This is a genomic window from Ruegeria sp. YTSA226 (assembly GCF_059609905.1).
Genome location: NZ_JBXWMQ010000005.1, coordinates 70,480 through 95,037, shown reverse-complemented (window position 1 = coordinate 95,037; position 24,558 = coordinate 70,480). Strand labels below are relative to the sequence as shown.

Genomic DNA, 24,558 nt, shown 5'->3' with positions numbered 1-24,558 from the left:
TGTTCAATCTGCCCCCTCTCTGAAGCTATGCGTAACATCAGATTGATCGCAGGTGTAGCAGAGACAGGGCAACATTCCCGACTAATGCCTGAGCTTGGATTTTGGCCCCTCTTTGGTGATGGAATGCAGGGAAAGCGTATGGTCCATATTTCGCATACGGTGCCGCAGCATCTCGCGCCCCAACCTGGCCAGGTCTGTTGCGTATTCCGGGTTGCTCGCCACGTTTTCCATTTCGCCGCGACGCAGGTGGTCAAACAAAAGCGGTGGCAGGTTTGCCGCAAACTCGACCAGCGTAAAACGTTCGTCACGCAAGATGGACAGGCATGAATCGCTACTGCCCGTTCCCAATTCCTGTTGCCAAAGGGTTGGATTTTCCGGCTCGGCAAAGTCAAGCTCGCTGAAAGAAAAGCTTCGCCAATCCTTGGGTCCCTGCCCCTGCAGAAACGGCATCAAAGACCGCCCATCCATAGAATTCGGGATACTCTGGCCCACCCAATCCAAAATGGTTGGCGTGATGTCAATCGACTCGGTCGGTGCCGTCACCACGGCTCCGGCCTGCGCCTGATTGCCTGGCATCCGGACCAGTAAAGGCGTGTGATAAGCTGCGTCATAGACGGTCATCTTACCCCAGCTATGTCGATCACCCAGCATTTCACCGTGGTCAGCTGTGATTACGATCAATGACTCATCATATTGATTGCTGTCCTTGAGAAACTGGACAACGCGGCCGATATGATAATCGACCTCTGTTGCAAGGCCCAGATAAACAGAGCGCAGCGCCTGAATATTGGCCGTGGAGGGTTGCACCTCATCAAAACCCAAAACGAAATCCGAAGCCGAATACCGAGCCATCGTTGGTCCAAAAAACGGGTGTATTGCCAGTTCATCTTCTGGGCTGACATGACCAACCGGCCGCGGCAACGCGACGGGATCGTACATATCGTTATAGGGAGCGGGTGCGACCAAAGGAGGATGAGGCCGGATATAGGTCAGATGCGCAAACCAGCTTTGGTCGCCGAAGGCCGCGATACTGTCCAGAAAAGCGTTGGTCAAAAAGGCGGTGTCGCTGTCTTCGGCGCGGTACACCGCCGGGTCGTTCAATTTGGATGGCTCACCTGAGGTTGAAACAGGTTTGTGCAGATCCCAGTATGAGTCGAACCTGTAACCTTTTTTCAGCAAGTCAGCGCGCCAGGGATAAGATTCTTCAAGCCGCATTTCCACGACCTCTTCAAACCCCTCCATGGGACGTTCGTAAGATTTCAGGATCGGGTCATTGGCATCGTAAACCCGTGGGTCAGCCGAGGTGTCTGTATACCCGTAGAGCAAGGGCAGATATCCCGCCTTACGCATCTCGGTTGCGATGTTTGGCGTGTCGTGCCGCAAAGGCGTTCCATTGCGAACCGATCTATGATTCATCGCATATTGCCCGGTCAGGATGGACGCACGCGACGGGCCACAAGGGTTAGTAACCGAGAAATGGCGCTGAAACGTGATGGCCTCGTCCATAAAAGCGCGCAAATTAGGCAAATTGACATGCTCGGCCAGCGCGCCGGTCAGACAATCTGCCCGAAGCTGGTCAATCACGACAAACAAGACATTTCCGCGCTGCCGCATTCCCTGCCCCCGATTCCACCAAATAGGTCTCAGGGGCAGACTGTGTCGCGGTTCCGCCGCTTGCGCAACAGATTAGTCCAGCTCGTATTTTGTCTCGTAATTCTCCCTAAGCGCGGGATCCTGATCTTCCTTACGCAACAGGCAGTTCCCGATGGACAGGACCTCGATATCCGTTCCCATGAAACAGCGGAACGCATCGGTGGGCGTGCACACAATCGGTTCGCCGCGCACATTGAATGAAGTGTTCACCACCAAAGAGCATCCGGTCAGTTCTTTGAACTTTGAAATCAGCGCGTGATAGGCTGGGTTGGTCTCTTGGTGGACTGTCTGGATGCGGGCAGAATAATCAACATGGGTAACAGCAGGGATGTCAGATCGCTTGACGTTCAGCTTTTCAATCCCGAACAGAGCGTCTTCTTCCTCGGTCATCTTGCGCCGGATTTTTTCCTGCACATCCGCCACAATCAACATGTAAGGGCTATCGCCATCCAGTTCGAACCAATCGGCTACGTCTTCGCGCAGAACAGATGGAGCAAATGGGCGGAAGCTTTCGCGATACTTGACCTTCAGGTTCAGCGTTTTCTGCATCGAAGCTGACCGTGGATCGCCCAGAATGGAGCGGGCACCCAACGCGCGCGGCCCGAATTCCATCCGCCCCTGGAACCAACCAACGGCCTTACCGTCAGCCAGCGCCTGCGCCGTCTGGTCAATCAACTCACCATTTTCATAGGTGGAAAACTTCGCACCGGCCGCCGCCAGTTCTTGCGCTATGTCGTCATCTTCATAACGCGGACCAAGATAGGCCCCCAGCATCTGATCACCCGAGGTCACCTGCCGCGGCTGCGCTAGCTCTTGATGCCAGGCCGCATAGGCAGCACCCAGCGCCCCGCCCGCATCACCCGCTGCGGGCTGCACCCAAACATTATCGAAGGCGCCATCGCGAAGGATTTTGCCATTCGCGACACAGTTCAGAGCAACGCCTCCGGCCATACAGAGGTTGCGTATACCATGCTCTTTCGCCAGGTCCCGAGTGATCCGCAGCATGATCTCTTCGGTCACGGCCTGAACCGAGGCGGCAATATCCATATGGAACTGCGTCAGCTGGTCGGTTTCGGCTTTTCGAACCGGTTGGTCGAACAGCTCTTCCATCGCTTTGCTCGTCATGGTCAGACCAGCGGTATAGTTAAAATACTTCTGGTTCAGGCGGAACGAACCGTCCTCTTTCAGGTCGACAAGATGCTCAAGGATCAGATCCTTGTATTTGGGGTCGCCATAGGGCGCCAAGCCCATGACCTTGTATTCACCAGAATTCACCTTGAACCCGGTGTAATAGGTGAATGCAGAATACAGCAGACCCAGCGAATGCGGAAAATGCAGCTCTTTCACCATGGTCAGCTCATTGCCGCGACCAATACCCACGGTGGTGGTTGCCCATTCTCCGACACCATCGACGGTCAGTACGACCGCGTCTTCGAAGGGTGACGGATAGAACGCACTGGCCGCGTGACTGATGTGGTGCTCGGCGAACAGCAGTTTTTCGAGATCGAATTCCGGGTCGATTTTGCGAAGCTGCTTTGCAAGCAGATCCTTGAGAAACAGCTTCTCTCGCAGCCAGACCGGCATTGCCATGCGGAAGGAATTGAACCCGCGTGGCGCCACTGCAATGTAAGTCTCGATCAACCGTTCGAATTTTAGAAACGGTTTGTCGTAGAAAACCACATTGTCGACATCTTCAAGCGCAACCCCCGATTCGGCCAGCACGTAATTGATGGCTTCTACCGGAAATCCGGGGTCGTGTTTGCGCCGTGTAAAACGCTCTTCCTGCGCGGCCGCAACGATCTTGCCGTCGCAAAGCAACGCCGCTGCGCTGTCGTGATACAGCGCCGAAATACCTAAAATGTATGCCATGTGATCAGAACAACGTGTAGACGAAAGGTGCAATCGCCGAGCCTTGGCTCAACACGATCAATCCACCAAACACACCCAAAACGATCAGAATGGGCAACAGCCAGAATTTCTTTCTGACTTTCATAAATGACCAGAGCTCGGATACGAATGTCACGCCTGGTACTCCCTTGTTAAAATTGCTGTTTCATGCTGCCGGGCTGCTCTTCACGAACAATCCAGTAGCTATCTGAGGAACTGTCCAGTTTCTGTGACAGCAGGTCTTTTCCCAACAGGCGCGTAACCAGCCCAAACGGGACAAACGTAGTGACAAACACCAAAAACATGACGATTGGGGCCACAATCGCACCCAAAAGCATGCCGAGTTTGAACCAAAGCCGGTTCGGCACCTTCAGAGTGGCGGGTGCAAAAACTGTCAAAGCCAGAATAACCCCGGCGATAACCATTGGGATCAGGCGCACCGACCCTCCGCCCCACAAGGGCCAAAGAGCGATAATTAAGAAGACAGCGGTGAAGACGTAACCAAAGCCCCGTTCGGACCCGATTTCGACTTCTACCTTCGCGTGATGATCAGACATTGAACACAACCATAATAACCAAACAAAAAACCTGCGCAAAGAATAACACTACTGGTTGCCGAAACAAGCCTTTTGCAAGCTCACACCATCATTCTTGCGATGAATGCCATCTTGCATCGCCTGATGGCTAAATACTTGAAGCGTGACAAAAACCCGTTGCAGCACCATGCAGATTCACATCAGATACCCCCATGACCCCGCCTACATTCACAACTGACCTGGATACGGATCAGGTTCACCTGCAGATATCGGGTGATCTTCACACCCAGTCTCTGGATATGGTTGAGCGTGAATTCGCGAATTTCCATCCCAACGGCGGAACGGTCACAGTTGATTTGACAGGCGTTAAGGCACTCGACACTGGCGGGGCTTGGCTGATTGCCAGCCTTGTCCGCAAGGTGAAGTCCAGCGGCGGGCAAGTCGAGCTGCACGGTGCAACCGCCGCGCATTCTGCGCTGATCGAAACGGTTTCTCGCAACATGCCGGACGAACCCGCCCCTGATCCCGGAAAGCCAGATTTTCTGGATTGGGTGGCACGTGTCGGCGAGCGCACAGTCGGTGGCTGGAAAGACAGCTTGTCGTTGCTTGAGTTTCTGGGCCTGACGCTACACCGGCTGGTCCGCACAATCTTGATGCCGCGGCGTCTGCGGCGGGCTGCGCTGGTATCGCAGATGGAAGAAACCGGATTGAAAGCGATTCCGATCGTTGCCCTTATGGGTTTTCTGATCGGCGTTGTACTAGCATTTCAGGGGGCCACGCAGCTCAAGCAGTTCGGGGCCGAGATATTCGTGGTCGAATTGATCTCGATCTCTGTGCTGCGTGAGCTGGGCATTTTGTTGACGGCAATCATTGTTGCGGGTCGCTCGGGATCTGCCTTTACAGCTTCCATCGGCTCGATGAAGGTGCAAGAAGAAATAGATGCCATGCGGACGCTGGGCCTGGATCCGATCGAGGTTCTGGTCATTCCACGCGTTGTGGCGTTGCTGATCATGCTGCCAATCCTAGGGTTCATCGCCGATATCGCCGCCTTGATTGGCGGCGGTCTTATGAGCTGGATCGACCTTGGAGTCAGCCCCGGAATGTTCGTGACCCGCCTCAAGGAAAACACCGGCATCTGGCAATTTGCCATCGGTATGATCAAGGCACCTTTCTTTGCGCTGGTCATCGGTATCATCGCCTGTTGGCAGGCCTTACAGGTCAAAGGATCGGCACAAAGTGTTGGGCAAAGAACCACCGCGTCCGTGGTCCAGGCGATCTTCTTGGTGATCGCGCTGGATGCCATGTTCTCGATCTTTTTCTCGGTACTGGGGGTCTGAAATGGACGGTGTAGCCCACGAACAGATGCCGATTGGCGACACCCAGCGCGAGGCGGTGATACGGGTCCGCAATCTGACCAACCGGTTCGGGCCGCAGGTCGTGCACCAGGATCTGAATTTGGATGTCTGGCGGGGCGAAGTACTGGGCATTGTCGGCGGCTCGGGCACGGGTAAATCCGTCTTGCTCCGCACCATCGTCGGCCTGAACAAACCAGCCGCGGGAAGCATCGAAGTTCTTGGCGTCGACGTCCTGAACGGCCCCGAACAAGAGAGGCGGCGCATCGAACGCCGCTGGGGCGTCGCCTTTCAGGACGGCGCGCTTTTCTCGTCGCTCACCGTGTTGCAGAATGTCGTAGCCCCCCTGCGCGAGCATACAGGAATAAGTGAAAGCCTTATGTCGGCGCTTGGCGGTCTGAAAATCAGCTTGGTCGGACTGCCGCAGCTGAGCTGTGGCAAATTCCCGTCTGAACTGTCGGGCGGGATGCGCAAACGTGCCGCTTTGGCGCGCGCGCTGGCGCTGGACCCTGAGATCGTATTTCTTGATGAACCAACGGCCGGTTTGGATCCCATCGGCGCCGCTGCTTATGACGACCTGATTGGCGAACTTCAGCAAGCGCTGGGTCTGACTGTGTTTATGGTCACGCACGATCTGGATAGCCTTTATGCGATTTGCAACAGGATCGCAGTTCTTGCAGAAAAACGTGTTCTGGTTGATGGTCCGATTGAAGAGATGACCAAAGTCGATCATCCTTGGGTACAAGAATATTTCACCGGCCCCCGGGCGCGCGCAGCACAAAAAAAGGGTCAGGACAGGTAACACCCATGGAAACCCGAGCAAATTATATCCTGATCGGTGCATTCACCCTGGCTGGAATACTGGGTGCGTTTGGCTTTTTTCTATGGCTGGCCAAATTCGAGGTTTCCCGGCAATACGCCTATTACAATGTACTGTTCGACAATGTTTCGGGCCTGTCTGCGGCAGGTGGCGTCAGTTACAACGGACTGCCAGTCGGGCAGGTAATCTCCCTTAACTTGGATGACGAGCACCCATCTAAAGTGCGCGTCCGCATTGAAGTAGACGCAAGTATCCCGGTGACCGAGGATACCGTCGCCCAGTTACAATCGCTTGGGGTCACTGGGGTCAGCTATGTGGAACTGACCGGAGGCTCGGCCTCGGCCAAGCGTTTAGAACAGGACAGCCTGATCAAAAGCAAACGCAGCACCATCCAGTCCTTGTTCGAAGGTGCCCCTAAACTGTTGGAAAAGGCGATTACGCTGATCGAGGATATCGACAAGGTGGTGGATGACAAGAACCGCCAGCAGGTATCTCAGATTCTGGAGAACGTATCTTCGGCCACCGGAAGGCTGGACAAAACCCTTGCAGATTTCGAAAACTTGTCCTCAGATTTGGGTGGCGCAGCTAAAGAAATTTCAGCCTTCTCAAAACGCCTCGAAAAATTGGCAGACACGGCAGAAACAACGCTGGAAGCCGGAACAAATACATTAAATAGCCTGAAAACCGCATCCGACACGGCTGTATCGGCCCTAGACAGCGCAAAAGATACTTTTGACGCAGCAGATCGCATCATGCAGCAGGATCTGCAGCCCTTCATCGAACGGGCCTCGACCCTGGCAGACCACCTTACGGTCCTGACCGAAGATGGGCGCGTCGCGCTGGCCACGGTTTCCGAGACTTTCGTGAACGCAAACAAAACGCTCGGCTCCGTCACTGGTGCGATGGAAACAGCAAAGGGCACTTTGACCTCAGCTGAACGCGCATTTGACTCGGCCAATGAGGTGATCAACAAAGATATCGGCGTCGTCATGGATGATGTCCGCAATGCCGCCAACCAAGTGGCGTCCACGGTAACGAAAGTGACAGACAGGCTTGATGATATTTCAGCCGACATCCTCAGCGCGTCCAAATCGGCCTCGGAACTTTTGGGAACGATCGACGGCATCGTTCAGGACAATCGACGTCAACTGTCCGATTTCATGCGGGTTGGCCTGCCACAATTCACCCGTTTCATAGAAGAATCCCAACGACTGGTGATCAGCCTCGATCGTCTGGTGGACAAAGTTGAACGCGACCCCGCCCGTTTCCTTCTTGGGACCCAAGCATCGGAGTATCGTCAATGATCAGGCATTTGATAATGACCGCAGTTTTGGCGTCTTTGGGGGCGTGTACTGGACTGGAAACGCTGCGGCAGGCCTCAGAACCCAATGATCTCTATCTGCTGACACCCAAAAGCACGTTTTCTTCTTCGCTGCCACGCATCCAGAAACAGATCGTGGTCCAAGAGCCAACCGCGACTGCCGCGGTAAATACCGATCAAATTGCAGTTCAGCCGACACCTTTGCAAGTTCAATATCTGCCGCGTGCCAGATGGGTGGATCGAGCGCCGCTGATCGTCCAGGCGCTTTTGGTCGAAAGCTATGAAAACAGCGGACGGGTATCTGCCGTGGGTCGTTCGACCGTGGGGCTTCGTCCGGATTATGTGATTGTTCCCGATCTACGCGAGTTTCAGGGCATTGTCGTTAACCAGGATGGTGAAAGCTCGACCGTACGCGTCGAAGTCCGCATGAATATCAAGATCGTGGACGAGTTCGACGACAAAATCATCGCATCGAATTCGTTCCAAGAGAACGTAATTGCCAAAAGTAACCAGACCGAAGATCTGGTTACTGCCTTTGACGTTGCTCTGGGTAAAACCATGCGGGATGCTGTCGAATGGAGCATTCGTAGAATTAGTACCCATACAGCCAACAACCCTAGGTCATTCTAGTTACTCCCAAGCCCGGGCCTTACTCAGCCAGCGTCTGGGCCAGACGCATCAAGGTGACAGCTTCAGCCCGATATCCGAAAGAATCCTCACCTCGGGACAGCGTGGCCAGATCAATGGCATCCGCATAGGACCAGCCGCCAAGATATCCTCCGCCCCGAAGCAACTGACCAAATCCTGCAATCGCATAGGAAAAGCGGATGTCATCCGTGACTGTCCCTTGTCCGGGTAAAATAGGCTGCTCCATCAGATTGCTTTGATCTTCACCAGGAAGCTTGTAACGCATTTTGAAGAAACCAATTTCCACTGAATCATCCGATATGGATTGTTCAGCATACCGCAACGGGCCGTTTCTGATCGCATCGGAACCAACTGGCGTGACCTCGTAGATCGCCGTTACGGTGTGACCTGCTCCAATATCACCAGCATCCACTTTGTCATTTGAAAAGTCCTCGCGCTGCAGGGATCGGGTTTCATAACCGATCAGACGGTATTCAGCGATCTGTGACGGGTTGAACTCGACCTGGATTTTGACGTCGTTGGCGATGGGAAAAAGCGCCCCGGTAAGTTGATCGACCAATACTTTTTGCGCCTCAACCAGCGTATCGATATATGCCGCCTGCCCGTTTCCGTTCTGGGCCAGAGCCTGCATGGTGGCATCGTCCAGATTGCCTCGGCCAAAACCCAGAACGCTTAGGAATGTACCACTGTCGCGCTTGCGGGCGATAAAATCCTTCAGGGCATCAGGGTCTGACAGACCCACATTGAAATCGCCATCGGTGGCCAGAATTACGCGGGTCACCTCACCGTCCGCAACCATACCTTCTGCCACTTGATAGGCTTGCTGCAACCCGGCCTGCCCCGCTGTCGAGCCACCGGCTTCGAGCCTGTCGAGGGCTGAGAGAATGGTCATCTTTTCGGCTGCCGCGGTCGGTGGCAAAACCTGCCCGGCACTTCCCGCATAGGTGACGATCGAAACCTGATCTTCCGGACTGAGTTCAGACAGCATCAACCTGAAAGACTGTTTCAGCAGCGGCAATTTGTTAGCATCCTGCATTGAGCCCGATGTGTCGATCAGGAAAACCAAGTTCAATGGAGGACGGTCTTCGATCTGGGGCATGACCCCTTGGATGCCGACATGAACAAGCTGCGTCCCCTCATTCCAAGGCGTCGGTGTCACGGTGATCGTAGAACGGAACGGTTCCACCCCATCAGGCGCTGGGTAGGAATAGGGGAAATAGTTCACCATCTCTTCAACCCGCGCCGCATCCTTGGGCGGCAGATAACCATTCATCAAAGACGACCGAACAATGGCGTAAGAGGCGGTATCTACATCAATCGAAAAAGTCGAAACCGGTTCGTCCGTCGTGATCTTCAGCGAGTTGCTGTCCGCGTTCGCGAAAGTTTCGGTATTCTGTTCCGGCGCGGGAACAGTCTCATGTTGAATGTCAAATTTCCCGACCGCCGATGCCGGCGCGCTCTGTAAAAGGTCCGCAGCCCCCAGCTGCGCAACGGCCCCCTGCCTCTTGGCGGAAGGTGCGATTGTTTCTTCAATCACAACAGGCGCCTCAACAACTGGTTCTTCGAGATTGGCCTCGGGCATATCCGCCACCAATAGGTCAGACTCCTGCCGTGCGTCGGCGCGGTCCTCGGACCAGGGCAGTGGCGCAACAACCTCGTCGCGCGTCTGCGGCAAGATCACTATCAGAGCCACAGCAGCAACTGCGGTGGTAGCGGTCAGGGCACCGCGATAAGAGAGGGCATTCAACATGGCTTTCGCTCCTTCTGTCAGGCGGGCTATGAGGCCGCGCTTGACAGTGGGACGTCGCGCAGAGGTCGATCCTTGGATATTATCGAATTTTTTTTGCGCCTGGCTCAGATTTTCAATCCGTCGCGACGCATCCGGGGTCGGCGTGGCGGCGTCCATCAGCATCTTCAGCTTGTCCAGTTCATCGGTCATTGTGCCAGTTCCTCTTGCCGCAAGGCGCGCAGCCGTTTGCGGATATCTGACATCCTCCAGGACACTGTCCCTTCGGAAACACCCAGCACCTCTGCAGCTTCTGCATGGGTCATCTCATCCTCGAGGGTCAGGGCCAGAGTGTCTTGCAAGTCCTGCGGCAGGGACCGCATGGCCCGTTGCAACCAATCGACAGCCTCGGCCGTTTCCTGCACCTCGGCCCGGCGCATCTGTTCCACATCCCCCCAGCCGTGGGCCGCCCGCGTGTGACGGGTCGCGCGACGGCGTGCATCCTCGGCTGCATTGACAACAACACGGTACAACCATGTCGTAAACCGGGCTTCGGCACGAAAACCTACGATCTTTGACGGCAAGGCGGCGCATATATCCTGCGTCAGATCTTCGGCCTGATCCGCGCGTCCTGTCAGTCGAAAGGCCAACCGAAAGACCCTGTCGTAGTGGCGTGCCAATAGCGTGGCAAACGCATCAGCGTCCCCTGCAGCAGCGGCCTTTGCCAGATTCTCATCCGATGTTTTCATGCGCATCACAATGGGTAAGACGAACCAAAAACATCAATCCTTGGCAATGCACACAAAAAAATCAGAAATGATGCGCCGATGCGCGATTCCAGTCCTCTGCATATTCATCCGGAAGCGGAGCCTTCAGCAAAGCGCCTTCTTCAAGATGCAAATAGAGTTCAGCATAAGAGCGATCTCTTTCATCTGCAGTACGCCGAAGGATGTCCGAAGGGTGAAGTTCGGAGACCTTTTCCTTGCCCATGGCGCCCAGCAGCTCACGAAAGCTCTCTAAAGTCGCGTCGTGATAGCGATGTACCCGTTGTCTTTTTTGCGGAACATTCACAGCGCGGCCTCGGACCGGATCCTGTGTGGCCACGCCGGACGGGCATCGGTTTGTGTTGCAGTGAAGCGCCTGAATGCATCCCACTGCAAACATCATTGCCCTTGCCGCATTACACATATCGGCCCCAAGCGCGCATTTCTCGATGATGTCATAGCCTGTGGCGACTTTGCCCGAGCAAATAATGCGGATCTTATCGCGCAAACCCACACCGCGTAGACAGTTATTCACGAAAATCAACGCCTCGTTCAAAGGCATGCCCAACCGGTTGGTGAATTCTACTGGGGCCGCGCCCGTGCCGCCTTCGGCACCATCAATGGTGATGAAATCAGGCAGGATGCCTGTTTCCAGCATGGCTTTGCATATCGCTAAGAACTCGGACGGACGACCAATGCACAACTTAAACCCAATAGGTTTGCCACCGGACATCTCGCGCAGATTCTGAACGAAATTCATCAATCCGGTAGGTCCGTCAAATGCGGAATGAATTGGCGGAGAGATCACGTCCTGATGCAGGGGAACTCCGCGTATCTGCGCAATCTCTTCATCCACCTTCGCCGCAGGCAACACCCCCCCGTGCGAGGGCTTGGCCCCTTGCGACAGCTTGATTTCAATCGCCTTGACGACCTCGTTCCTGGCTCTTTCGGTGAATTTGTCTTTGTCGAACCCGCCATCCGGTGCGCGGCATCCGAAATACCCAGTGCCAATCTGCCAGATGATATCGCCACCTTCGGCCAGATGGTGCGGCGACAGACCACCCTCACCCGTATTATGCGCAAAACCTCCATCCTTTGCCCCACCATTCAATGCTCGGATTGCATTGGCGCTGAGGGCACCAAAGCTCATCGCTGAAACGTTCAGGCGCGAGGCACTATAGGGTTGGGAACATTGCGGCCCGCCCAGCATCACCCGTTCTTCGCTTTCGGGCACATGTTTGGGCGCAAGCGAGTGATTGGCCCTGTGGTATCCAACGGTTTGGATGTCGTATTGGGTACCAAATGCCTGGGTATCAACCTGCCCTTTGGCACGGGAATAAACCAGGCTGCGAATGATGCGATTATAGGGACGGCCGTTTTCGTTGGTTTCAACAAAATATTGCCGTATCTCTGGGCTGACAAATTCCAGCATGTACCGGAAATGCCCCAGAACCGGATAGTTGTTCAGCACGTTATGCCTTGTGGTCAGGATATCATATAGCCCGACCACCGCGTATGGGATCAGGAAAAGCAGCAGCCAATGGGCCGGGGGCCAGAAAAACCCGGCCACGATTGTCAGTGGCAGGCACACGAGGCTCAACACGTAATAGAGTCTGCGTATAATCATTCGTGCTCTCCCACTGTGGCTGTTAGCTGAGTCACCGTGGTACAAATTCGCGATTGCACGCAAGCCTTTACGCCCGAAATCACGTAAATGGTGAAACTTGTGATCCGCCATGCGCAGTTGATCCCGGCCGCGCCAATCGGTATCCCGGATGGCAGGGCAACGCGGGCAGGATCATTGGCTGTGAAAAAATCGCAAACAGCATGGGCCACGGCTCTCATGTTCTGTGCCGTTTTCGCGGGTGGCGCGGCTGGGTCACTGGTCAGAGAAGCGTTATCGCTCGGGATCTCGGGCCTGCCGATCCTGACCGAGACTTTTGGAATCAATATAGCCGCATGCTTTGTGCTTGGCTGGTTATACGCCATCCGACACCGGGTGCATGCGCACGTCCTGCATCTGGGCGCGGTTGGGTTTTGTGGCGGGTTATCTACGTTTTCCTCATTTGTTGCGGAATTGGAACGTCTGGCAGAGGTCAGCTTCGGGCTTGCCCTAACCGCAGCGGGTTTGGAAATTGTGGCGGGTCTTTTTGCGGCGATTTTGGGTGAAACCGCCGGGCGTCGCTTTTTCCCGCGGAGGTCGTCAGAGTGAGCGATCTCTACCTGCATGCAATGTTTGGTTTAGGCGGCGGTCTGGGCGCGGTTCTGCGGCACTGGATCGCCATTCGAATTCGCCATGACCTGCCCGTGGCAACGCTGATCGTGAACGTCTTTGGCAGTCTGTTGCTTGGGCTTTGGGTCGGGTATCTGGGCGGACCGACGGGCGTCAGCCAGGAGGAACAGCGCCTGGTGTTCGGCTTTTGTGGCGGCTTCACCACTTTCTCCAGCTTTGCCTACCAGTCCCTGGAACTGCGGCGCGAACGTACAATCGCTACGGCGGCGGGCAATATCGTGCTGAGCCTCTTGCTGTGTTGGGGCGCGCTGTGGCTTGGGCTGATGGCGATGCGCTGATCCGGTGCAGCCGGACCTACATCGGATAGGTATGCATCCGCACCGCCAGATTCCCCATTATCCAGACCGTCCCAACAATGATGATCAATAGAACCATCGTGGAAAACAGGACTAGGTCCAGGTCCTCGCGGCTGCTGCGTCGACGGTCGATATGCAGGAAATACACCAGTTGAACAATCAACTGCGCAAGCCCCAACAAACCGATCGACAAATAAACGCCCTTGGTCTCGATCCCGAACGTATATGCAATGGTAAAGACCGCCAGCGTCAGCAGCAGCGATCCGCCATAGCCAATCACATATCGGCGGCGTTCACGTCGGTGCATTTCGCTGCGCCTATCCATAGGTCAGCCCTCCGAAATAGACGATCGTGATTATGCCGATCCAGATGAGGTCGAGAAAATGCCAGAACAGGGCCAGACGAACCACCCGTGACATCAGAACGTCGGTTAGACCAAACACACGCAGCTGAATACCCAGAACGATCAACCACAGGCACCCCGCAGCAACATGCAGCCCATGCAGCGGCACTAGCCCGTAAAACGCTGACAGAAACCCGCTGCGCTGTGGAATGCCACCCTTTTCCGCCATAGCCAGAAAGTCACGTATCTCAAGTACCAGAAAGCTGAGGCCCAGAACCAGAGTTACCGCGAACCAAAGCACGATACGGGGCCGTGGCAGGTTGTATTTCAACGCCAGCATCGCAAGGCCCACTGTAAGACTGCTGGTCAACAGGATCAGGGTCTGGGCAAAAATGCTGGTCAGGTCGAACAGCTCATGCGGACCGGGCCCACCCGCCTGCGCGTCGATCATGGTGATATAGATCGCGAACATCAGGCCGAAATAGACCAGATCGCTCATCAGAAAGACCCAGAACCCAAAGGTGACCACTTCGCTGGCCTTGTCGGCACCCGGATGGCGTCGGCCCAAGTTTAGGCCCGGATAGCTGTGTGTCGGCGCGCGTTTCATGTAGTGGCCTCCAGATCGGGACGGGCAAGGCCGCGGTTTTCGGGCGCGTATTCATGATCGCGATTGACCGGAACCGATGCGCGCACGAGATCAAGCCAGGCTTCATGCTCTTTGCGGACCTGCTCGGCCGGAATAACCTCTTCGGTGTCGGTTCTGAAAGTCCAGGCGATGAAAGCCGCCAACATCGCGGCTGTCGTCGCAATAGCCAGCCACCAGATCCACCAGACCAGCGCAAACATCCAGATACCGCTGAGCACGCACAGACCGAACCCGATCGCCGTATTGCGTGGCATGAGGATATCTTCATAGGCATCAAGGGACGGATAGGCGTTGCCGCGCTCTTTTGCGGCGGCAAAATCGTCCCGGTCGGTCACATGCGGAATGATTGCAAAGTTATACGGAGGCGGCGGTGCCGGAATTGACCATTCCAGCGTGCGCCCATCCCAAGGGTCGCCAACCGGCACGCGGGTTTTTTCCCGGTCTCGAATGCTGACCCACAGCTGGACAATGATCGACAGAAGCGCTGCGAGAATGACCAGAGATCCAAGCACGGCGACGATCATATAGGGGTGAAAGCTGGGATCTTCCCAACTGTAAGATCGACGCGGCATCCCCATCAGGCCGACAAAATAAAGCGGTAGGAAGGTCAACATAAACCCAACGGTCCACAACGCGACAGATATCCGTCCCCAGCCTTCATTCAGGCGGAAGCCAAAGGCTTTGGGGAACCAATAGTTGTATCCCGCAAGCAGGCCAAACAGGACGCCAGGCAGCAGCACATTGTGAAAATGCGCGACCAGGAACAGGGTGTTATGCACCTGATAGTCGATGGTCGGATTGGCCAGGATGACGCCCGACAACCCTCCGATCACGAACAGCATCAGGAAAGACAACCCATAGAGCATCGGGACCGAGAACCGGATACGCCCGCGAAACAGCGTGGCCATCCAATCATAGACTTTCACGCCAGTCGGTATGGCGATCAGCATGGTGGCAATCCCAAACACCGCATTGATCAGCGCGCTTTGGCCCATGGTGAAAAAGTGGTGCAGCCAGACCGTGAAGGACAGCACCGCAATCGACATCGTTGCAATCACCAAGGAGTTGTACCCGTACAGGCGCTTGGCCGAGAAGGTCGCAAAAACCTCCGAATAGATACCATAGGCGGGAAGGACCAACAGATAGACCTCGGGATGTCCGAACAGCCAGAACAGGTTGGCATAGTTCATCATGTTGCCGCCAAGGTCATTTGTGAAAAAGTGGAAATCCAAGTACCGGTCTGCGGCCAGCATCAGCGCCGCAACACCCAGCGGCGGCATGGCAAAGACAATCAGGATCGAGCTGCAGATGATCGTCCAGCAATACATCGGCAACCGCATGAACTGCATCCCCGGCGCGCGCATCTTGTAGATCGTAACGGCAAAGTTGATCCCGGTCAGTGTCGTTCCGATCCCCGATACGACGATGGCCCAAATCCAATAATCCGGCCCAACGCCGGGATTGAAGGCCGCACCGGTAAAGGGTGGGTAGGCCGTCCAGCCCCCGGTCGAGAACTCTCCGACCACCAGGGAAACCATCAGCATCATGCCCGAGGACACGGTCAGGCCTAGGCTGATCTGGTTCATCACCGGGAATGCCACGTCGCGGGCGCCGATCATCAGCGGGATCAGGAAATTGGCGGCACCGAACACAAACGGAACAGCCACGAAGAAGATCATGATCGTGCCATGGGTACTGAAAAGCTCGGCGAAATGCTCGGCTTCCAGAAAGCCTTCGCCCGGGCCAGCGGCTTGTTGGGCGCGCATGACGACACCTTCCAGAACCCCCCGCGCCAACATCACGATGGCAAAGACGATATACATGATGCCGATCTTCTTGTGGTCGGCGCTGGTCAGCCAGTCACGCCACAGCGGCCCCCACAGACGAAACCATGTCAGCAGCCCCACAACGGCAATGGCGCCCACAATCACGATCCCAGCGGCAGCATTTGCCACGATCTCATTTGCGTTGGGCGACTGGATCAACCCGGTGATCGGAAAAGCATCCCAGTTTAGACGGCCGAAAAAACCAGTCTCGACATCGGTCATTGTGTTTTCTCCTGACCATACTCGGCAGTGCCCGGTTGCTGATCGGCAGGCAAGGGTGTGGCCCCGTGATAGCGGTGCAGGATCGACTGAAACAGATCACCATCGGCTAGTGTGAAATACAGCGCATCAGTCGGCATCTGATCATTGCCCAACATGGCCTGCACCTCATCCCGATCGGTTCGCATGGCGAGGGTTCGGTATGTTTCAGCGCTCAACGGAATCCCGTTTGTCCGGACCTTTTCGGCCCAGTCGTTGAAGTCCTGGGGCTCCATGGCAATCGCTTTGAATTTCTGCTTGGTAAAGCCACGCCCGTTATATTGCGTGTTCTCGCCCTGCATCGTTTCGGGCCTATCGGCGACAAGGTGCAGTTTGGTCGTCATCCCCGGCATGGCATAGATCTGTCCGGCCAGCGCCGGGATCATAAAGGACTGCATCACCGTATCCGTTGTCAGTATGACAGCGACCTGTTGGTTAACGGGGAGGCCCATCTCACCCACGCTGGCGATACCAAGATCGGGGTAGATGAACAGCCATTTCCAGTCGAGACCAACAACCTGCACATTCAGCGCCGGGTCTTCCCCGAACGAAGTCGCGTAGGGGTCCAGCCGATGGGTGGCTTTCCACAGATAAAACGAGAGGATGGCCACGATAACAACCGGGATACCCCACATGAGGAATTCCAACCGGGCAGAAAAATCCCATTCCGGTCGATAATCTGCCTGCCCCTCCTTTCGCCTTCGATACCGTATGGCAATCAAAGGCACCAGGATCAGAACCGGAACAACTGCGACCAATATCAGAACAGTTGCCCGTAAAAGGTGGCTTTTCTGAAGGGCGGCGACGGGTCCTTGAGGGTCCAAGAAATTGTTGCTGGCTTCGGCAACCGGCACAAAGCCAAGACCTGCTATGGCGGTAGACAGGACAACCAAGGATGCAAAAGACGGTCTGGAATATGTCACGCCTGTTCATCCTCATTTCAAAACTGATTGGGACAACTATCGGCAGAGTCCTGAATTTTCACAAGGATTTTTAGACAGCTCTGCCTGTTTCCCGAGATTTGATCTTGCCACCCGGATCACAGCGGCAGAAACGCCGTTCTGGTAGGTTGACTTAAAGCAGATCGCAGGTGAGATCATAGGACAATGCGTTGGTTAATCCTTACTCTTGGACTTTGCTACCTGTCGACAAGTGCGACAGCACAGGATCGTGCGGCGACCGAGGCTCAGTTTCAGTCATGGCTGAAACACACGGTCTGGGCGCGGGCGAAATCCGAGGGTGTTTCAAAACGCACGATGAACAGGGCCTTCAACGGCGTCACGCTGAACTGGAAACTGCCAGACCTGGTTCCTCCGGGTACGGCAACAGCGGTTCCCAAGGAACAAAAGCAGGCCGAGTTCGGATCACCCGGGCGCTATTTCAACGCTGGTTCGGTTCAGGGGGCCACTTCTGTCGGACGCAAGATGGCCCGGCGCTATAACACGACACTGAAACAGGTAGAATCCGATACCGGAGTACCAGCGCGCGTCATTCTGGCGATCTGGGGCCGCGAAAGCGGATATGGGCAGGTGGCTATCCGGCATAATGCGTTTCAGGTTCTGGGCACCAAAGGTTTCATGAGCACCCGCTCAGAATATTTCACGTCAGAGCTTATCGCCGCGCTCAAGATTGCAGAGGCTGGCCACATACCGCCGGATCAAATGAAAAGCAGTTGGGCGGGTGCGCTTGGGCAACCGCAGTTCATGCCATCGAACTACCTGACTTATGCGGCCGATGGAAATGGCGACGGGCGCGCGGATATCTGGACCTCGGCCGAGGACACAATTTCATCGATCGGAAACTACCTCGACCAACATGGCTGGGTCTCGGGTCGTGATTGGGGGTTCGAAGTAACTGTCCCGTCTTCGGTTTCCTGCACCCTTGAAGGGCCGGATCAGGGCCGTCCTATTCGCGACTGGGCCGGGTTGGGGATCACCCGTGTATCTGGCAAGCCGTTTCCAAAACAAGAAATGCAGGGACAAGGGTTTTTGATGATGCCCGCCGGGCGCAATGGCCCGGCCTTCATTGTCACCCCCAATTTTTATGTCCTGAAGGAATACAACAAAAGCGATCTCTACGCCCTGTTCGTCGGCCATGTTGGGGATAGGATAGAATATGGCGTCCAGGATTTCCGCGGCCGGTGGGACAAAGTCGGCGGTCTTTACCGATCGGATATAGCAGCCATGCAGCGCGCATTGGAACAGATGGGCCATGACGTCGGCGGCGCTGACGGCCTGCCGGGCTTTCGAACACGCCGCTCTATCGGGCGCTGGCAAGAGGCCACCAATCAGTCCGCCACATGCTTTCCTCAGGCCCATATGGTCCGGGCACTGACCCAATAGCGATTCGCGCCAATTTTTGGAAAGCCGCAAAAGCGGACCTTGCGTCAACGCTCAACCGCTTACTCAAGAGCTTCACAAAAATGTCAAGAAACCATCGCGTATCATTATAATATTTCCATTCTCCCGTGGAATTTTTTAGATTTCGGCCGCACCTGGCCATTTTGCACGCAAAGGCTTTAACCTTTTTTGAAATAGTGCCACGTTCTGCATCAGTGAAAGGCGACTTTCGCAACTACGTTTCCGACAGCAAACCGAAAGACTGCGACGCGGTGTTCATTGCGATCTGAAAAAGCAAAATTCGAACAAGTCCCGGTCTATCTGAGTCGGACAATCATGGTGGTCAGCGACCATCCTGAACGGATGTGCGTACCTTGCCACCACACAAATGGGAGTAGAAAGATATGAACAAATACATTCGGACATCTCTGGCGGGGCTACTGACCTCGACCATGATCACCGGCGCTGCATTTGCCGCCGGCACCCATCCCGAAACCGGCGAGGCGCTGGCGGATGATCAAACCTTCACCTATCGCGTTCTGGATGAGCACAGTTCGGTTGACCCGCAGGTTGTTGAAGACGTTACCGGTGCGGAAATTGTCCGCGACCTGTTCGAAGGCCTGATGAACCAGGACGAAGACGGCAATTTGGTGCCCGGCGTCGCAACCGGCTATACCACAAACGATACCAAGGACGTTTACACATTTACACTGCGTGATAACGCCAAATGGTCCAATGGTGATCCGGTCACGGCAGGCGATTTCGTTTTTGCATGGAAACGTGCCGTCGATCCCGCTCTGTCCTCGCCCTATGCGTGGTTCATGGAGCTGATGTCGATCGAAAATGCGGCCGAAATCATTGCTGGTGAGAAGCCCGTGGACGAACTGGGCGTAACCGCCATCGACGACCACACACTTGAGGTTAAGCTGAGCGCAGCACTGCCTTATTTCGCGCAAATGACCACCCATTCCACCACCTTCCCTGCCCCGCAGAAGGTGATCGAAGAGTTCGGCGACGCCTGGACTAAGCCGGAAAACATCGTCTCGAACGGCGCCTATGTTCTGACCGAACACCTGCCACAGGAACGCTCGGTCCGTGAGCGCAACGAGATGTATTGGGATAACGACAATACGATTGTCGAAAAAGTCGTGGCCCTTGTCATCAACGACGAAAACGTAGCCCTGACCCGTTACCTCGCAGGCGAGCTGGACCGCACTGAAGTACCTGCTGGTCAGTTCCCGCGCCTACAGAAAGAGCACCCCGAAGAGGCCATCAGCTTCCCGCGCCTGTGCAACTATTACTATACATTCAACCTGTCTGACAGCGGACCGGAAGAATTCAAGAACCCAAATGTACGTCAAGCCCTGTCTCTTGCAGTTGACCGCGACATTATCACCAAGAACGTCAAAGCCGGTGGAGAGCCGCCCGCATATACGTTCGCACCCGAAGCAACCGCTGGGTTCACCGTCCCTGAAGTCGAAATGGCTTCGATGACGCAAGCCGAGCGTGACGAGCTGGCCAAGGAGCTGCTGGCCGAGGCCGGATTTGGCCCCGACAACCCGCTGAGCTTTGACATGGTCTACAACACATCAGAGGCCCATAAGAAAGTCGCAGTGGCACTGAGCCAGATGTGGAAACAGAAACTGGGCGTACAGGTCGAGTTGGCCAACATGGAATGGAAAGTGTTCCTGGAAGAGCGCGGCAACCAGAACTTCGATCTGGCCCGTGGCGCCTGGTGTGGCGACTATAACGAAGCCTCGACCTTCCTGGACCTGTTGCAGTCGGATTCCGGCTATAACGACGGCAAGTACAACAACCCCAAGGTTGACGAATTGCTGACCCAAGCCAAGACAGCAGATGACGCAGCACCACTGTATACCGAGGTTGAGCGGATCATTGCACAAGAGACTCCGGTTATCCCGATCTATCACTATGCTGGCGTCTACATGATGGACAGCGATGTCGGCAACTGGCCGGTCAAGAACGTAGAGCAGAACTGGTACTCCAAGAACCTCTACAAGATCGCCGAATAACCTTCCTTAGACCACGCTTTGCCCCGAGGATCACCCCGGGGCAAAGCCAATAATGGGGGCATGAAATGCTTGCCTATATCATCCGGCGATTGCTGATCGCCGTTCCAACGATCCTGTTGCTGATCGTTGCCTGTTTTTTTCTGATGCACTACGCGCCCGGCGGGCCGTTTACCTCGGAACGGCCATTGCCGCCGCAGGTGCTGGCCAATATCGAGGCGCGCTATGGTCTGGACCAGCCGCTGTGGAAACAGCTTTGGGACTATCTGTACAACATTGTCGTGCATTTCGATTTCGGCCCGTCCTTCAAGTTCAAGGACCGAGACGTCAATGATATCATTTCGCAAGGCTTCCCGATCTCGCTCACTTACGGGTCATTGTCATTCCTGCTGGCGAGTGTCGTAGGTATTGGCCTTGGGATCGCCGCGGCCATCCGACACAACAGCTGGATCGACTATTTTGCCGTAGGTCTGGGGATCGCTGCGCAGGCGCTGCCGAACTTCATCATGGGCCCGATCCTGATCCTGACCTTCACTTTGTGGCTGGGATGGTTGCCGGGTGGTGGCTGGAACGGCGGTCAGTGGCAATATCTGATCATGCCGGTCATCGCATTGGCCACGTCCTATATGGGGTCGATCGCGCGGATTACCCGTTCGTCGATGCTGGAAGTTCTGAACTCGAACTTCATCCGCACGGCCCGGGCCAAGGGTTTGCCTACCAGGACCGTAATCTGGCGCCATGCGTTGAAGCCCACGCTGCTGCCGGTGGTGTCCTATCTGGGCCCGGTCTTTGTCTATGTTCTGACCGGATCGGTTTTTGTCGACATCTATTTCTCGACCGGTGGTCTGGGGCAGGCTTATGTCGGCTCGGCCCTGTCGCGTGACTATGCGGTGCTGCTGGGGGTCACGATCTTGTACGGCACGCTTACAGTGATCGTGAACCTGCTGACCGACTTGGCATATGCCTGGTTCGATCCGAAAATCCGGTACTGAGGGGCACAAAATGCTAGGAAAATCACAAAAAGCCGCCCATCTGGCCGAGGACATCACCGATTTCACGGCCGTTCAGGGGCGTTCCCTCTGGCAGGATGCGCGGATGCGGTTTGTCCGCAACAAAGCCGCAATGGCGAGCGTATTCATCTTGCTGATGATCGTTCTGTTCACAATCTTCGGCCCATATTTCGCCGTTTGGAGCAATGAGGAAATCGACTGGAACGTGATGGGTGACATCCGTGGCATGGGAATGCCGTCGATCGAGACCGGGCACTTCTTTGGCGTCGACGATCTGGGGCGCGACCTTTACAGCCGGGTCATTCAGGCCACAACAACATCGTTGTTGGTGGGGCTCGTCGGGGCGGCCACCGCGTTGATTGTTGGCACCTGCTATGGCATCGCCGCCGGGTATATTGGCGGGCGCCTTGACGGCGCGATGATGCGGTTCGTCGATATCCTTCTGGCCATTCCGACAACTCTGATCATCATTCTGTTGCTTGTGGTGGCCGGTCGGTCGTTCTTTACCCTGTTCATCGCGTTGGGCGCGGTTGGTTGGTTGACCATGTCACGGATCGTCAGAGGGCAGACTCTGGCCCTGAAAAACCGCGAATTCATCGAGGCCGCGCGCGCCGCCGGTGTCAGCGAATTCACCATCATGTATCGCCATATCCTGCCCAACCTGCTGGGCGTGGTAATCGTCTATGCATCGCTTCTGGTGCCTGAGATGATCCTGACCGAAAGCTTTATCTCGTTCCTCGGACTTGGCATCTCGGAGCCCTATACCTCGCTAGGCCGTCTGATCGCTGAAGGGGCAGGCACAATGGGGTACGGAACCCTCTGGCAGCTGATGTTCCCTCTGACATTCTATGTCGCCATTATCATCACGATGTTCTTCATCGGCGATGGGCTGCGTGACGCTCTGGACCCAAAGGATCGCTGATATGAGCCTGTTCTCTGTTAAGGACCTAAGCGTCCAGTTCGACACCCCCGATGGTGTGGTCGAGGCCGTCAAAGGCATCAGCTTTGACATTAATCCGGGCGAATGCCTTGGTATTGTGGGCGAAAGCGGGTCCGGTAAAAGCCAGACTTTCATGGCCGCGATGGGGCTGTTGCCTTCAGCGGGTCGTGCAATCGGATCGGCCACGCTGAACGGCAAGGAAATCCTGAATCTGTCGATCAACAAGCTGAACCAGATCCGGGGCGATGACGTCGGCATGATCTTTCAGGATCCGCTGACCGCCCTGACCCCGCATCTGAGGGTCGGGCAGCAAATGCGTGAGGTTCTGCAGGTTCACGAAGGGTTGCAGGGTTCGGCCGCTCGGGCGCGCTGTCTGGAGTGGTTGGACCGGGTCCGCATCCCAGAGGCAAACCGTCGTCTGGATCAATACCCGCACGAATTGTCGGGGGGCATGCGCCAACGTGTCATGATCGCCATGTCGATGTTGTGCAACCCAAAGCTGCTGATCGCCGATGAACCGACCACGGCGCTGGATGTGACGGTCCAGGCCGACATCCTGGACTTGATGGTGCACCTGCAAAAAGACGAAGGCACTGCCATTGCGCTGATCACGCATGACATGGGTGTGGTGGCACGGATGTGTGACCGCATTCAGGTCATGCGTCTGGGTCAGTTTGTTGAGGCCGGGGACACGCGCGAGATCTTCCGCGCGCCGCAGCATGAATACACCCGCACCCTGCTTGAAGCGATGCCGCGCATTGATGCCGGTGACGCGCCAAAAGCGCTGGCAGAAACCGATGAACCTCTGCTGCGGGTCGATGACGTGAAAGTGCATTTCCCGATCCACGTGTCGGGCGGGTTGTTCGGGCGCAAAGTACCGCTGAAAGCTGTGGACGGTGTCAGCTTTGACATCCGTAAGGGCGAGACGCTGGGCGTTGTGGGTGAATCCGGCTGTGGCAAATCCACACTGGCGCGGGCGGTTCTGCAGCTGATCGAACCCAGCGGTGGCAATGTCAGCTGGTTGGGCCATACGATTGTCGGGCTAAAGCGGGCCGAGCTGAACAAGTACCGCAAGGACCTGCAGATTGTGTTCCAGGATCCGCTGGCCAGCCTCGATCCGCGGATGACCATCTCGGCCTCTATCGCTGAACCGCTGAAAACCTATCGCCCGGATCTGACAGAGCGTGAGCGCAAGAAAATGGTCGGGGAAATGATGGAGCGGGTCGGCCTGCAGGCCAACATGATCAACCGCTATCCGCACGAGCTGTCCGGTGGGCAGAACCAGCGGGTCGGGATCGCGCGGGCGATGATCAACAAGCCCAAGCTGATCATTTGTGACGAGGCGGTCTCGGCTCTGGACGTGTCGATCCAGGCCCAGATCGTAGAGCTTTTGAAAGAGCTGCAGCAGGAATTCGGGCTGTCTATGATTTTCATCAGCCACGACCTGTCCGTGGTACGGACAGTGTCAAACCGGATCATGGTACTGTATCTGGGGCGCATCGTCGAATTGGGAGATGGAGAGGTGATCTGTTCGCAGCCTCTACACCCCTATACCAAATCGCTAATCTCGGCCGTCCCGATCCCCGATCCGGATGTGGAACGGCAACGCCAGCGCCTCAAATTGCCGGGCGAGCTGCCTTCGCCGATGGACCCGAAAGCGGCGCTCAGGTTTTTGCCCAGCCGGCTATCGGCCGGTCAGAACGATTATGTTCCACAGCTCAACGAGGTCGCACCGAACCATTTCGTGGCCGAGCATGATCCGCTTGAGACAATCCTGGCGAACACATAAATTCCCTGTCCCCGAGGCCGCATGAACAGCCTCGGGGACAGGTTTGGCTTTGCACGACTTCATGACGATTCTTGGCGCATT

At 55.8% G+C, this 24,558-nt stretch carries 22 protein-coding genes; 11 read left to right on the top strand and 11 right to left on the bottom strand.

Annotated elements, in window-relative coordinates:
- Positions 1-81 precede the first annotated feature (81 nt).
- The 4 genes from AC2FFF_RS09520 to AC2FFF_RS09505 form a co-directional block, all read right to left on the bottom strand.
- On the bottom strand, positions 82-1,614 hold the full coding sequence (locus AC2FFF_RS09520; RefSeq protein WP_282021783.1) for a sulfatase-like hydrolase/transferase: 1,533 nt from the start codon (positions 1,612-1,614) through the stop codon (positions 82-84).
- 72 nt (positions 1,615-1,686) lie between these two features.
- Entirely contained in the window at positions 1,687-3,522 is a 1,836-nt protein-coding gene (locus AC2FFF_RS09515; protein WP_142636420.1) for a carbamoyltransferase family protein, read from the bottom strand.
- 4 nt (positions 3,523-3,526) lie between these two features.
- Positions 3,527-3,676, bottom strand: a complete 150-nt coding sequence (locus tag AC2FFF_RS09510) for a DUF5989 family protein (protein WP_142636421.1) — start codon at positions 3,674-3,676, stop codon at positions 3,527-3,529.
- Between the two features lie 16 nt (positions 3,677-3,692).
- Positions 3,693-4,097 (bottom strand): SxtJ family membrane protein, encoded by a 405-nt coding sequence (locus AC2FFF_RS09505; RefSeq protein ID WP_281972881.1) that lies wholly within the window; start codon positions 4,095-4,097, stop codon positions 3,693-3,695.
- Positions 4,098-4,288: 191 nt separating this feature from the next.
- On the opposite strand from AC2FFF_RS09505, the gene AC2FFF_RS09500 reads away from it, so the two are divergent.
- Genes AC2FFF_RS09500 through AC2FFF_RS09485 form a run of 4 tightly spaced genes read left to right on the top strand, consistent with a single transcriptional unit; the run spans position 4,289 to position 8,199 of the window.
- Positions 4,289-5,413 carry an ABC transporter permease gene (locus AC2FFF_RS09500; protein WP_281995125.1) on the top strand — a complete coding sequence of 375 codons (1,125 nt, stop codon included), beginning with the start codon at positions 4,289-4,291 and terminating at the stop codon, positions 5,411-5,413.
- A 1-nt stretch (position 5,414) separates the two neighbouring features.
- Positions 5,415-6,230 carry an ABC transporter ATP-binding protein gene (locus AC2FFF_RS09495; protein ID WP_281972879.1) on the top strand — a complete coding sequence of 272 codons (816 nt, stop codon included), beginning with the start codon at positions 5,415-5,417 and terminating at the stop codon, positions 6,228-6,230.
- Between the two features lie 5 nt (positions 6,231-6,235).
- Positions 6,236-7,552, top strand: coding sequence for an MlaD family protein (locus AC2FFF_RS09490; protein WP_271949005.1), 1,317 nt, complete (start codon positions 6,236-6,238; stop codon positions 7,550-7,552).
- Positions 7,549-8,199, top strand: coding sequence for an ABC-type transport auxiliary lipoprotein family protein (locus AC2FFF_RS09485; RefSeq protein WP_142636431.1), 651 nt, complete (start codon positions 7,549-7,551; stop codon positions 8,197-8,199). Before AC2FFF_RS09490 ends, AC2FFF_RS09485 begins: the two co-directional genes overlap by 4 nt.
- Positions 8,200-8,218: 19 nt before the next feature.
- Here AC2FFF_RS09485 and AC2FFF_RS09480 read toward each other — a convergent pair whose 3' ends face one another.
- The 3 genes from AC2FFF_RS09480 to AC2FFF_RS09470 all read right to left on the bottom strand — a co-directional run bounded on the left by AC2FFF_RS09480 (position 8,219) and on the right by AC2FFF_RS09470 (position 12,334).
- Entirely contained in the window at positions 8,219-10,156 is a 1,938-nt protein-coding gene (locus AC2FFF_RS09480) for a vWA domain-containing protein (RefSeq protein WP_496882925.1), read from the bottom strand.
- On the bottom strand, positions 10,153-10,692 hold the full coding sequence (locus tag AC2FFF_RS09475) for an RNA polymerase sigma factor (protein ID WP_142639814.1): 540 nt from the start codon (positions 10,690-10,692) through the stop codon (positions 10,153-10,155). Before AC2FFF_RS09475 ends, AC2FFF_RS09480 begins: the two co-directional genes overlap by 4 nt.
- 61 nt (positions 10,693-10,753) lie before the next feature.
- Positions 10,754-12,334, bottom strand: coding sequence for an FMN-binding glutamate synthase family protein (locus AC2FFF_RS09470; protein WP_142639816.1), 1,581 nt, complete (start codon positions 12,332-12,334; stop codon positions 10,754-10,756).
- A gap of 87 nt (positions 12,335-12,421) precedes the next feature.
- On the opposite strand from AC2FFF_RS09470, the gene AC2FFF_RS09465 reads away from it, so the two are divergent.
- Positions 12,422-12,919 carry a fluoride efflux transporter FluC gene (locus AC2FFF_RS09465; RefSeq protein WP_281972877.1) on the top strand — a complete coding sequence of 166 codons (498 nt, stop codon included), beginning with the start codon at positions 12,422-12,424 and terminating at the stop codon, positions 12,917-12,919.
- Positions 12,916-13,278, top strand: coding sequence for a fluoride efflux transporter FluC (locus tag AC2FFF_RS09460; protein ID WP_281972876.1), 363 nt, complete (start codon positions 12,916-12,918; stop codon positions 13,276-13,278). Before AC2FFF_RS09465 ends, AC2FFF_RS09460 begins: the two co-directional genes overlap by 4 nt.
- 16 nt (positions 13,279-13,294) lie before the next feature.
- Here the strand turns inward: AC2FFF_RS09460 and AC2FFF_RS09455 are convergent, their stop codons facing one another.
- The 4 genes from AC2FFF_RS09455 to AC2FFF_RS09440 are packed head-to-tail and all read right to left on the bottom strand — an operon-like array spanning position 13,295 to position 17,292.
- A complete protein-coding gene (locus AC2FFF_RS09455) occupies positions 13,295-13,621 on the bottom strand; it encodes a cytochrome o ubiquinol oxidase subunit IV (RefSeq protein WP_142639820.1) in 327 nt (108 codons plus the stop codon).
- Positions 13,614-14,246: a cytochrome c oxidase subunit 3 gene (locus AC2FFF_RS09450; RefSeq protein WP_142639822.1), complete on the bottom strand. Its 633-nt coding sequence runs from the start codon at positions 14,244-14,246 to the stop codon at positions 13,614-13,616. Before AC2FFF_RS09450 ends, AC2FFF_RS09455 begins: the two co-directional genes overlap by 8 nt.
- The gene (locus AC2FFF_RS09445) at positions 14,243-16,333 is read right to left on the bottom strand and encodes a cbb3-type cytochrome c oxidase subunit I (RefSeq protein WP_281972875.1); all 2,091 of its coding nucleotides are present in this window, start codon (positions 16,331-16,333) and stop codon (positions 14,243-14,245) included. The genes AC2FFF_RS09450 and AC2FFF_RS09445 overlap by 4 nt, the downstream gene beginning before the upstream one ends.
- Positions 16,330-17,292, bottom strand: coding sequence for a cytochrome ubiquinol oxidase subunit II family protein (locus tag AC2FFF_RS09440; protein ID WP_281995132.1), 963 nt, complete (start codon positions 17,290-17,292; stop codon positions 16,330-16,332). Before AC2FFF_RS09440 ends, AC2FFF_RS09445 begins: the two co-directional genes overlap by 4 nt.
- A 183-nt stretch (positions 17,293-17,475) precedes the next feature.
- Between AC2FFF_RS09440 and AC2FFF_RS09435 the strand changes: the two genes are divergently transcribed.
- The 5 genes from AC2FFF_RS09435 to AC2FFF_RS09415 all read left to right on the top strand — a co-directional run bounded on the left by AC2FFF_RS09435 (position 17,476) and on the right by AC2FFF_RS09415 (position 24,477).
- Entirely contained in the window at positions 17,476-18,711 is a 1,236-nt protein-coding gene (locus AC2FFF_RS09435; protein ID WP_281972873.1) for a lytic murein transglycosylase, read from the top strand.
- A 401-nt stretch (positions 18,712-19,112) separates the two neighbouring features.
- Positions 19,113-20,741 (top strand): peptide ABC transporter substrate-binding protein, encoded by a 1,629-nt coding sequence (locus AC2FFF_RS09430; protein WP_281972872.1) that lies wholly within the window; start codon positions 19,113-19,115, stop codon positions 20,739-20,741.
- A 65-nt stretch (positions 20,742-20,806) separates the two neighbouring features.
- The gene (oppB, locus tag AC2FFF_RS09425; protein WP_142639832.1) at positions 20,807-21,730 is read left to right on the top strand and encodes an oligopeptide ABC transporter permease OppB; all 924 of its coding nucleotides are present in this window, start codon (positions 20,807-20,809) and stop codon (positions 21,728-21,730) included.
- Positions 21,731-21,740: 10 nt separating this feature from the next.
- A complete protein-coding gene (locus AC2FFF_RS09420; protein WP_142639834.1) occupies positions 21,741-22,670 on the top strand; it encodes an ABC transporter permease subunit in 930 nt (309 codons plus the stop codon).
- A gap of 1 nt (position 22,671) precedes the next feature.
- Positions 22,672-24,477 (top strand): ABC transporter ATP-binding protein, encoded by a 1,806-nt coding sequence (locus AC2FFF_RS09415; protein WP_281972871.1) that lies wholly within the window; start codon positions 22,672-22,674, stop codon positions 24,475-24,477.
- Positions 24,478-24,558: the final 81 nt, after the last annotated feature.